The organism is uncultured Brachyspira sp., from assembly GCF_944393015.1.
GTDB lineage: Bacteria > Spirochaetota > Brachyspiria > Brachyspirales > Brachyspiraceae > Brachyspira.
In genome coordinates this window covers 1-12,154 of the sequence record NZ_CALXYQ010000015.1, presented here as the reverse complement: position 1 = coordinate 12,154, position 12,154 = coordinate 1, and the positions used below count along the sequence as shown (strand labels likewise).

Genomic DNA, 12,154 nt, shown 5'->3' with positions numbered 1-12,154 from the left:
TTGCATAATATCAAAAAAATAATATTATTAATATATGAAACATAATTTAAAATCCGATTTGGATAAATTAACAAATAGAGGGATGGCATTGGACGATGATATCAATATGCTTAAAAATTATTCTTTAGAAAAGCTTATTGATTGTTTGAATAATGGTAATGCTATAATAAGAACATCGGCTTCTATCAATTTGATGCCTTACATAAATGAAGATAATGTACAAAATGAATTATTAATGCAATTATCTGAAGAAAAAAGTTTATATACTAAAATAGCAATTTGTGAAACTCTTCAGCATGGAAATATTGATACTGCAGAAAAGATGACTGAATATCTTGGAATTATAGGAAATAATCAATATAAAAAATTACCCCAAAAAATATCATCAAAAAAATCGTACCCCCTGCCTAGAGATATAATAGCAAGAACTTTATCTAAAATGGATATGAGCATTTTACCTGCATTAATAAAAATATTAAAAAGCAGTAATTTAATAAAAATTTATGAAGCTATAGACGCCTTCGGATATATATGTTTTTATAATAAAACTTTACAAAATGAGAAAAATCTTGAATGTATAATAAAATTAATGAACAAGTATAAAGATGACAAACTTCTTTTATGGAAATGTATAACTTGCCTATCAGCATTTAATCTTGATAAAAGCAAAGAAATACTAAATAGTTTTATAAATGAAGATAATAAAGATATTTTATCATTAGAGGCTAAAAGGTCTTTGTCTATATTAAATAAAAAATAAATATTTAAATGATATATACTAAAAATTTTTAAGTTTGTCAATTGATGCACTTTATGTAAATTGTATCTACTTTTTTGCCGCACAAAAAAGTAGCAAAAAACGCAATTGCTAGAACTTTATATTTTAAGAATATCTATCAAATGGTGTAATACCCTAATTTTAGGTTAAAAATGCAGTTGTTCGCGAAGCGTATCCGAGCCTGTTGAGGATATAGGTTCTCGCCTGCCGAAGGCACGCACAGCGAGGCGGGCTTCGCCTTATACCAATACCGAAGGTACCTACTCGGTAAAAGAACTGGGGTATTGCGTAAGCACGCAGAGCGGTTGGCAAAGCCCCATATATTAAAAAGAAACTATAGTTTTATTTTTGACAAAATATAATTGTTTAGGTATATACTAAAAATTTTTAAGTTTGTCAATTTTTTTGTTGTTCTTTTTCCCGCCGCACGACTACCTAAAGGACTTCTTTCGGTCGCAGGCAGACTTCATCAAAGAACCTTATATCCTCGATAAACTCGGATACGATTCGCTAAAGTGCAAGTGTAAAATTAGTACTAAATAGAAAATTATCCAACATATAAACACTTGATAGATTAACAATTTCAATGTATTATCTTATATTAAAAATCTTCTTTTATATATAGAAAATAATTAGTATATAAAAATAATTAATAATTTTTTAAGGAAAATATATGACTTATCCAGAATTTTTCACGCCTTATGTGTTTCCGCCTAATATACCAATACTAGGTGCTATAAGATGGTATGGGCTTATGTACATTGTAGGCATTTTAGTATCATGCATAATATTATATTTTATTCAAAAAAGGGGTTGGATAAAATTCAATATTAATGAAAAAAATGGCGGTATATATGACATGGTTTTTTATGCTGCTGTAGGTGCTATAGCAGGAGCTAGAATTGGTTATTTTCTTTTTTACTCACCAAAGAGTTTTTTAACACCTTGGGAAATAATAGGTATTAATCTTGATAATGGATTTAGTTTCACAGGTTTCGCCGGTATGTCATTTCATGGCGGATTCATAGGTATGTTTATAGCATTATTTATATTCAGCAAAAAGTATAAATATGATTTTTACAATATCACAGACAATGCCACACTTCCATGCAGTTTATGTTTGTTCTTTGGAAGGATTGGAAACTTTATGAATGCTGAACTTTACGGAAGAGTTACTGATTCTTTTATGGCAATGAAATTTCCGTTATATGATGCAGTAGGCGGTTATGAGAGATGGGCAGCAATGTTTCCGGCAATAAGACCTTATACAGAATTAAGACACCCTTCACAATTATACGAAGCATTTCTTGAGGGTATTGTTCTTGCTTTAGTATCTTTTTTAATAGGTTATTTAAGCGAGAAGAATAAAAATATAAGACCTGGTACAAGGCTTTGGGTTTGGATTTTCCTTTACGGACTTTTCAGAACTTTAATAGAACAGTTTGCAAGAGATATTACAGAATGGACTGCAGGACCAATCACAGCTGGTGCTATTTATTCTATGCCTATGATGTTAATCGGTATTGTTATGCTTGTTTATATTTATACAAGAAAAGATTATAATCCTGCACTTGAAGTAAATACAAAAGAAGCAAAAAAGAATAAAAAGAAATAAATTAATTAGAAATTAATTTAATAATAAAGCCTAGTATGATAATAAAAACATATTAGGCTTTTATTTTTTATAACGCACGTTAAACACAACTATTTATATAATTATCATGCTATTATTAATTATTCATATTAATAAACTTTATTCTGCGTGCGGTGAGTATGCAATAAATTTAAAAAATATTGGGTGGGCAGCTAAAATAACTATTGAAAGTTTAAAAGAAAAATAATACAAAAATATCATAAAAAATTAAAAAGCCTAGAGGGTGGGTAAATGTAATTAAGTTTTAAAACTTTATTTACATACCCCGCCCTTTATTTTTCATTACTTTATTTTGATATTTTCACTTTCATTTATTTTTCTACTTTTATTAGAATTTTAAGAACCCACCCAAGTGTTAATTAAATTTAAAATTTATTTAACGCACGGTTAACAAAATTTTGAATATAATAAAATTTGAATTGCAAAATAATTTATATTTTTAGATTTGCTCTGGAGGCGAATAATTTTATACTTTACTTAATATTTGAAAAAATATAAAATATAATAAATAAATTTTAGGAATTATTTATGAAAGGTATACAAGATATAATAAATACAAAAGATATAAATAAAAGAAGAGAGATTTTAAAAGAGAAATATTTTAAAGATTCAATATACTGCGTAACAGCAGAAGATTTTTCAAACGGAAGAAATAATATAGAAGTTGTAAAATCAATGCTTGAAGCCGGCATTAAAATTATTCAGTATAGAGAAAAAGACAACCCTAATAAATATATGCGTGAAAAGTATGAAGAATGCTTAAAGATTAGAGAGCTTACAAAAGAGTATGATGCCTTATTTATAATAGATGATTATGCTGATTTGGCAATTGCAGTTGAAGCTGACGGAGTTCATATAGGTCAGAAAGATATGCCTATCGAAGTAGTAAGAAAAATTGTAGGATATGATAAAATTGTAGGGCTTTCTACTACTAATGAAAAACAGGCAGAAGAAGCCATTCATACAAGTGCAGATTATATTGGAATAGGTCCTATATTTTCAACTAATACTAAACCAGATGCTAATGAAGCTACCGGTATTGATTATCTTGATTATGTAGTTAAAAATTTGGATATTCCTTTCGTTTGTATAGGAGGAATAAAATTAAATAATATGGATTTGCTTATAGAACATAAAGCCATGAGTTTATGCATGCTTACAGAGATAGTATCTTCTGAGGATATAAAAGCTAAATGCGAACTTCTAATCAAAAAAATGAAAAGATTATAAAGGCTTGTATTTATACTGTCATTATAATATTTGCTTTTATTTTTATTATAAAAACTTCTAATCTTAAAGAAAGCAAAGATTTAATCATTGACTCAAAATCAATAATAAGCATGATAGAAAATAATAAAGCAAGCATTATATATGATTATATAAAAAACAGAGATAAAGTTTATGTATTGTATGCTGAAAATGATGATAAAAAATATATAAAAACTCATTTTCCAAGCATAAAATTTATAGGCAAGTTCAAACTAATTTTTTATACTTTATTTTTCAAAGACAAAATTATGTTTTATGCTAGCGATGATAAGCTGATTGATAAACTTAGATTTTTTAAAATTCATTATAGCCATGTGATTTTGAATATTGACGATATAAACAGTGATGAATATTTAACTTTAAAAGATTCTTATAATACAAAACTTTTTCTATCATTTACAAATAAAGATTTTTATAATATAGATTCCAACTACAATAAAGAGCTGTCAAAATATTTAAAAGCCCTCGATAAAAATTCTATAAGAGTGGTAGACGGCGACACTATAAAATACAAAGACAATTATTACAGATTCATAGGACTCGATGCACCAGAACTAAAGCAGAACTATGGAACCAATGTTAAAGCCTATGTTGAAAACAAAATTAATAATGCTTCAAATGTCAGCATGCTTGTAGGCTCTTATGATGCTTTCGGGCGTATACTATGTCATTTATTTATAGATGATATTCCATTAGCATATCCTATGATGAAAGACAAGCAAGCCAAAGAAACCATAATGAAATACGGAGATAACGGCTTTGTAAATATAGCGAGCAATATAGTTTATTTATCCAAATTTCAAGGCAGACGTCCATTCACTGATCCAGCAAAATTTAGAAGTGAAAACAGATAATATTTTTTTTATTATACTTTTTTATAAAAATAAAACCCAGCATAAAAGCTGGGTTCTATTCTATAATATTTATTGAGTTTATGCTATCAAATTAAATTTTTTCAAATCATCATCTACATTAGTTATTCCTGAAATACCAAATTTTGAAACTAATATATTAACTACATTAGGTGATAAGAATCCAGGAACTGTAGGTCCAAGATGAATATTTTTAACTCCTAAATATAAAAGAGAAAGTAAAACTATTACAGCCTTCTGTTCATACCAAGCTATATTATAAACTATAGGTAAATCATTAATATCTTCTAAACCAAATAAATCTTTAAGTCCCAAAGCTATAACTGCCAATGAATAAGAATCATTACATTGTCCTGCATCCAATACTCTAGGTATACCGTTAATATCTCCTAAATTCAATTTATTATATCTATATTTAGCACATCCTGCAGTTAATATTACAGTGTCTTTAGGAAGTTTTTTAGCAAATTCAGTATAGTATTCTCTCTCTTTATGTCTTCCATCACAACCGCCCATTACAATGAATCTTTTTATAGCACCAGATTTAACAGCCTCAGCTATCTTAGCTTTAAGTGATAAAACCTGATTATGAGCAAATCCTCCTACTATAAAACCGCTTTCTATTTCTTTAGGAGCTTTACATTTTTTTGCATGCTCTATTATAGGAGTAAAATCTTTATCATTTTCTTTATCAGTATGACTTTCTATATGTTTTAATCCTTCAAAACCAGCAGCACCTGTTGTATATATTCTATCTTTATAACTTTCTAAAGGCGTCACTATACAGTTTGTAGTCATAAGTATTGGGCCATTAAAGTTTTCAAAATCTTTTCTTTGATCCCACCAAGCTCCGCCGTAATTTCCTACAAAATGTTTATATTTTTTTAATTCCGGATAATAATGAGCAGGAAGCATCTCTGAATGAGTGTATACATCTACTCCTGTACCTTCTGTTTGTTTTAATAATATTTCTATGTCTTTTAAATCATGCCCTGAAACTAATATACCCGGATTTGTACCAACGCCTATATTTACTTTTGTAATTTCTGGGTTGCCATAAGTAGAGGTATTAGCCTTATCAAGTAAAGCCATTCCATCAACTCCGTTTTTTCCTGTTTCAAGTACTAAGGCTAAAAGTTCATCAGCATTTATATCATTTCTTAATGTTTCATTCAAAGCTCTTTGTATGAATGCATCCACTTCTTCATTCTCATAATCAAGCATATTTGCATGCCTCATATAAGCACTTAATCCCTTAACTCCGTATATAACAGTTTCTTTTAAACTTCTTATATCTTCATTTTTTTCTTCTAGTACTCCGACAGTTTTTGATTTAGCATCCATATCTTCTTTACTTTTAGGAGTCCATAAAGATTCTTCAAGTATTAATGATTTATCCTTTACTTGATTTGCTAATTCATTACAAAGTTTTGAAGTATATTCTATTCTTTTATAAAAAACTTCTTTATCAAAATTAGCATTTGTTATTGTAGTAAATAAATTGAATGTTATATCATGATTAATTTTTTTATTTACTTTTCCGCCTTCTTTTCTTATAGCAGTTGTTATATTAGAAAGTCCTTTAGTTACATGAACAAGCAAATCTTCTAAATATGCTAAGTCCGGCTTTTTACCACATACTCCTGATACAACACAGCCTGTATTATTCATTGTTTCCTGACATTGATAACAAAACATTTTATTATCCATATAATGATTAATCCTCCATTTGTTTTTTATTGTTTTTATTTTTTATCATTTGTTTCATTTATCTTGAAATCTTTATCTAGCAGATAATGATCTTTAATTGTATGGCTTTCCATATAGTTTTTGAATTTTCTGTTTATGTCATTAACTAGATCCCCCATTATACAGTTTGAACAATATTTACCGCATTTAGAATGAAATAAACAGCTTCTTTCCCAATTCTTACCCTCTATAGCTTCATATATTTCAAGAAATGAAGTATCTTCTTTTCCTTCAGCTATTCTGAATCCTCCAGCCGGACCTTTTGAAGATATAAGATATCCAGCCTTTACAAGTGTTTGAAGAACTTTTGATAAATGATTTGAAGATACATCAAATCTCTCTGCTATATCCTTTAGAGATGCGAAATCTTTTATAGATATATATACCACAGAATGTAATGCTATAGCTGAAGCTTCTGATATTTGAATCATTAAAAGTCTTTAATTTAGTATATTAGTACTATAATACTAAATTAGTTTTTTGTCAATATATATTAATAAAAAAAATCAAAATTATAAATTATTATAATAAATGTAGAAGCAATATAGTTTATTCATCGAAATTTCAAGGCAGACGCCCATTCACAGACCCCGCCAAATTCAGAAGCGAGAACAGATAATTATTTAATTTTTTCTCACAAAATATTACTTTATATGCAAAAAACAACATTCGTGACAGTTTTTGTCGTAAAAATGTGTTATACTATATGGCGTATACTTAGTTTTAAGGATTATTATATGTCAGAACAAACTAATCAAGAAAATAATAATAAGTCTGTAGAAATGCTTACAGTGAAATATTTATTAAACAATAATTATAATTTCGTTATACCTAGTTATCAGCGAGGGTATAGATGGGACGAAATACAGGTAAACGATTTGCTCAACGATATTTATGAGTTTCATCAAAATAATAATGAAGGCTTTTATTGTCTTCAGCCCCTTGTATTAAAAAAAATATCAGATGAAAAAGAATTAAATGAATTAGGACTTAAAGATAAAAATAACGTATATGAAGTTATAGACGGACAGCAGAGATTAACTACAATTTATTTAATATTAAAATATTTAAAAAGTAAGAATATTATTAAAGAAAATATATACACAATAACTTATAGTACAAGGAAAGATTCTAAAATTTTTTTGGAAGAAACATTAACAGATAAAGAATTGTCCGAAAAAGAACAATACATAACACATATCGATTTTGAATATATCTATAATGCATATCATACAATAAAAAAATGGTTTGAAAGCAATAAAGAAAATAAAGGTAAAGATGAAAACAAAGGCATAGAAGAAATAATAAAAGATATTCTATTGGATGGAGAAAAAGTACAATTTATATGGTATGAACCTGAACCTAATCATAATGCTAATCCTATAGAAATTTTCACAAGAATAAATATAGGAAAAATTCCTCTTACTAATTCTGAACTTATTAAAGCTTTATTTTTACAGAAAGCTAATTTCAAACATAATGAAAATTTTGATGAAGCTTTATATGAACATACTCAAATAGAAATTGCAAGCGAATGGGATTATATAGAAAATACATTGCAGGATAATAGATTTTGGGGATTCATTAATAATGATATGGATAAAAAATATAATAGGATAGACTATATTTTTGAAATAGTATTTAATAAATCGCTATTAGAAGAAAGTAATAAAAAAGATAAAAATGAAATAAAAAAATTATTAAATGAAATAGGTGAAGATAATTATAAAACTTTCAGATATTTTTACAAAAAGTGGAAGGAGAATAAAAATAAAATGTCTTTTATGGAAGATACTTGGAAAGAAATAAGATATTCTTTTTATGCTATGAATAAATGGTATAATGATTTAACTCTTTATCATTATATTGGATATATTATATATTGGTCTAAAGATACAAAAAAAGATATAATTGAATTATATAATTTGTATACTAATAATACAAAAATAGAGTTCCATAATAAATTAAGTGATAGAATAAAGTTAATATTAAAAAACATTAAATATTATAATGAAAATAATAAGTGTAATATTTACTATGATAATAAAACTAGAGATAATATAAAAATGCTGCTTTTACTCTATAATATAGAGTATATGATAAAAAACAATAATTCTTATTCAAAATTTCCTTTTTATTTATTTAGAAAACAAGAATGGGATATTGAACATATAGAGCCTAAAACGCCACAGTCTGAAGATAAATTAGAAGGGTACATAAAAAGTATATTAGAAAATGAATATGTAAAAAATGAATTAAATACTTTAAATAATGAATTTAAAAATATAAAAAATAATGATAAAAATAGAAATAAAAAATTATCGGATTTATATAAAAAAATAAAAAATAAATTTTCTAATGATGAAAATATTATAGATGAAGAATTAAAAGATTATTTAGGTAATTTAGTATTGCTTGATAGTAAAACCAATAGAGAATATCATAATGCATTCTTTGCTATTAAAAGAAAAATAATAATAGAGAAAGATAAAAATAATAACGAGAATTTTATTCCTATATGTACTAAATATGTATTTTTAAAATATTTTGATGAAAGTATAGAAACATCTAGTGTACATCAATGGACAAAAATAGATGCTGTTAAATATGAGCAAGATATATATAAAACACTAGAAAAATTTTTAACAAAATAAAGGAGATTATATTATGAATTATGATTTAAATAAACCTTTAAGTTTAATAGAATTTTTTAATATAGAAAAAAATTTTAGAATAGAAATACCAAAGATACAAAGAGATTATGCTCAGGGCAGAGAAAATGAAAGCGAAGTAGCAAATAGATTTTTAGATAAAATATTTGAATGTTTAAAAGAAGATGATAAAAAATTAGAGTTAGATTTTATATACGGCTCTGTAGATAAAAATGTAGTTTATTTATTGGACGGACAGCAGAGAGTTACAACTTTATTTTTGCTTCATTGGTATATAGCATTGAGAGAATTAGCAAAAGATGAATTTAACAAAATAGAATGTTTAAATAAATTTACTTATTCTACAAGAGTATCATCAAGAGAGTTCTGCCAAAATATAATAGATAATATGGAAAAAATAAAAAAATATTATGATGATGAATATTTAGATAAAAGTGAAGAAGATAATGAAGTAAAATTATCTAATATAATAAAAAATTTTTATTGGTTTACAAATGAAAATGACCCTACCATAAAAGCTATGCTTAATATGATAGATAAAATAGATGAAAAATATAATGAAATTACGAAAGATAATAGTTCTATTAAGTTATTTTATAATTTAGAAAAAATACAGTTTTATTTTTTACCTTTGGAAGATTTCAAACTTACTGATGAAATTTATCTGAAAATGAATGCTAGAGGAAAGCCTTTAACAAGTTTTGAAAATTTTAAAGCTGATTTAACTAATTATTTTATAAAAAGTAATGAAAATAAAATAGATAGTTCAATACAGCAGCAATTAAGCGATTTAGATAACAAATATACAAACTTTTTCTGGCAATTATCTGAAAAGTATAATAAAAAAAATAAACAAAACAATATTATCTTAGATGATTTATACATTAAATTTTTCTATAGAATTACATTAATATATTTTATAATAAATTATGAAGAAAGTAATGAAAAATTAATCGATAATAAATATTATAATAAATATTTAAAAAATGGAAGTTTTGAAGAACTAAATGAAAAAAATAAATATTCTAGTTTTAATGTATTTGAAGAAACTTATGATGAAAACAAAAATATAATTAAAATAATATTCAAAGTATTAGATCTTTTAGAGAATGAATATAATAATAACATTTTAAATACTATTAAACCTATATGGGATCAAAATGATTATGATATTTTATCAAAAATAAAATATGAATATGAAGATATTATAATATTTTCTGCTTTAATATTTTATATTGACAAAAATAATTTCAAATATAATGAAACATCTTTTAAACAATGGATGAGAATAGTATGGAATATAACTGAAAATTCATATATAGATGAATCTTCTTATATAAGCCTAATAAAACTTTTTTATGAATTATCAGAACATTATTCAAATATATATAATTTTTTAGCTGATGATAATAATAAAATAAAGTCTGAAATATCAAAAGAAGCCGTTCAATATGAAAGAAGAAAATGCAAGTTTATAGTTGCAAATAACAACTGGGAAAAATATTTTACCGAAGCTGAAAAACATCCATTTTTTAAAGGTTATATAGATTTTTTAATTGATGATAATATGGATATAGGCAAATTCAATCATAGAAAAAAAATGATGTATAAAGTATTTGGTCCTAATGGTACAAAAGAAGAATTTTTAGAAAATCATTTATTTTTAAGGGCTTTGATATCAAAAATAGATTATTTTTGGGATTTATCAGATAACTTTAAAGATACTACAGAATCACTAAAAATATTAATTCGATATAAAGAATACTATGATTATAGTAGTGATGGACGTTATTTAATGAATAATATTATTAGATATTGGTTTGATAATTCAAAAAATAAAGAAGAATTAATTAAAGAATTAGAGAAATCTACTAAGCGTAATTCTGAAATTAATATAGATAATAATGAAGCATTTAGAGAAAGAGTAAAAATAGCACATGAAGCTTTATATAAAGAACCTGATTTACAAAATTGGATGCAAGCAAAAGGTGCTCATAATATAAAAAATGATTATGGAAATTTCTATGTTTATAGATATAGATCCCCTAATGATAGAGTATTAATAGGTTCATATAGAAATAAATTGATAAAGTATTTAATATCTAATTATAATTGTGAAGATAGAAATAATTATCAGCTTCCATATGAATTACAGTCAGGAGATAAGAAAAAAATAGAATACTTCGGATGTTTTGAAATAACTATTTACTATAAAGATTATAATTTAAATTTTGATAGATGGAATCAATTAACAATTAAAAAAGGAGATAAAGATTTTTTGAAAGAAGAATATAGAAGTCTTAATAATTATACTTTTAAGGATTATAAAGATGTGCTTAAAAGAGAATTTTTTGATAAATATTAAAATTATAATTAACTAAAATACAAATAAAAAAGGAGTTTAACTTAATTAAAAGCTAAGCTCCTTTTTTATATAGAGTTATAGGATTTGCACTTTTTGGTTCTTTTTGCGGCGGGAAAAAGAACAACAAAAAAATTAAGAAAGTTGAAAATTACATATATAGTAGTTATAGTATTTGCGTTTTTAGCGTAGCGTATCCGAAGTATAAAAACTTTGGCGAAGCCCGCAGAGCGTGTGCGGCAAAAAAGTAGATAATTGATAATTCAAATTTTTTAATATGTATACAACTATATTTTATCAGAAATAATTTTTTTAAATTTTAAATATCTGCAGGGCTTTGCCCCGCACCCCCAGTTCTTTTATTGGTATAAAAGAACCAAAACAACTGCATTTTTAACCTAAAACAATGGTATTACCCATATATTTAATACATATTCTTAAAATATAAAGTTTTAGCAATTGCGTTTTTTGCTACTTTTTTGTGCGGCAAAAAAGTAGATAATTAATAATTCAATTTTTTAATATATATAAACAACTTTATTTTATCAATTTTATATATTTTTCCACATATGCTATCAACTTTTTCACACAGAACACTACAGGTGACTTCATCGGAACGCTTCGCGAAAACGAAGATACTGCAACCTTATATTTTTTTAATGAAATTAGAATCTAAAATATTGTAAAGTGTAATGATAGTATCTAAGAAAAATAAAACTAATTGTTTAAGAGCCCCAGATATTGCACACTTTTAGTTTAAAAAAAGTAGGTATCCCTTATAATTTAAATTGCTAGAAA

The 12,154-nt window shown here is 25.4% G+C and carries 8 protein-coding genes and 1 pseudogene; 7 read left to right on the top strand and 2 right to left on the bottom strand.

Going from position 1 to position 12,154, the window contains the following annotated elements:
* Positions 1 to 34 precede the first annotated feature (34 nt).
* The 4 genes from Q0K19_RS06845 (at position 35) to Q0K19_RS06830 (ending at position 4,555) form a co-directional block, all read left to right on the top strand.
* Entirely contained in the window at positions 35 to 760 is a 726-nt protein-coding gene (locus Q0K19_RS06845) for a hypothetical protein (RefSeq protein ID WP_297246617.1), read from the top strand.
* 691 nt (positions 761 to 1,451) lie between these two features.
* Positions 1,452 to 2,393, top strand: a complete 942-nt coding sequence (lgt, locus tag Q0K19_RS06840; RefSeq protein ID WP_297246616.1) for a prolipoprotein diacylglyceryl transferase — start codon at positions 1,452 to 1,454, stop codon at positions 2,391 to 2,393.
* A 567-nt stretch (positions 2,394 to 2,960) separates the two neighbouring features.
* Positions 2,961 to 3,662, top strand: coding sequence for a thiamine phosphate synthase (thiE, locus tag Q0K19_RS06835; protein WP_297246614.1), 702 nt, complete (start codon positions 2,961 to 2,963; stop codon positions 3,660 to 3,662).
* Complete coding sequence (locus Q0K19_RS06830; RefSeq protein WP_297246612.1) at positions 3,626 to 4,555, top strand: thermonuclease family protein; 930 nt, start codon at positions 3,626 to 3,628, stop codon at positions 4,553 to 4,555. The genes thiE and Q0K19_RS06830 overlap by 37 nt, the downstream gene beginning before the upstream one ends.
* 78 nt (positions 4,556 to 4,633) lie before the next feature.
* Here the strand turns inward: Q0K19_RS06830 and hcp are convergent, their stop codons facing one another.
* Complete coding sequence (gene hcp / locus Q0K19_RS06825) at positions 4,634 to 6,283, bottom strand: hydroxylamine reductase (protein ID WP_297246610.1); 1,650 nt, start codon at positions 6,281 to 6,283, stop codon at positions 4,634 to 4,636.
* Between the two features lie 35 nt (positions 6,284 to 6,318).
* Complete coding sequence (locus tag Q0K19_RS06820) at positions 6,319 to 6,753, bottom strand: Rrf2 family transcriptional regulator (RefSeq protein WP_297246607.1); 435 nt, start codon at positions 6,751 to 6,753, stop codon at positions 6,319 to 6,321.
* A 107-nt stretch (positions 6,754 to 6,860) separates the two neighbouring features.
* On the opposite strand from Q0K19_RS06820, the pseudogene Q0K19_RS15410 reads away from it, so the two are divergent.
* The 3 genes and pseudogenes from Q0K19_RS15410 to Q0K19_RS06810 all read left to right on the top strand — a co-directional run.
* Positions 6,861 to 6,941: pseudogene (locus tag Q0K19_RS15410) on the top strand (thermonuclease family protein); the annotation flags it as partial.
* 118 nt (positions 6,942 to 7,059) lie between these two features.
* Positions 7,060 to 8,976 (top strand): DUF262 domain-containing protein, encoded by a 1,917-nt coding sequence (locus Q0K19_RS06815; protein WP_297246605.1) that lies wholly within the window; start codon positions 7,060 to 7,062, stop codon positions 8,974 to 8,976.
* A gap of 13 nt (positions 8,977 to 8,989) precedes the next feature.
* On the top strand, positions 8,990 to 11,359 hold the full coding sequence (locus Q0K19_RS06810; protein ID WP_297246603.1) for a DUF262 domain-containing protein: 2,370 nt from the start codon (positions 8,990 to 8,992) through the stop codon (positions 11,357 to 11,359).
* Positions 11,360 to 12,154 lie beyond the last annotated feature (795 nt).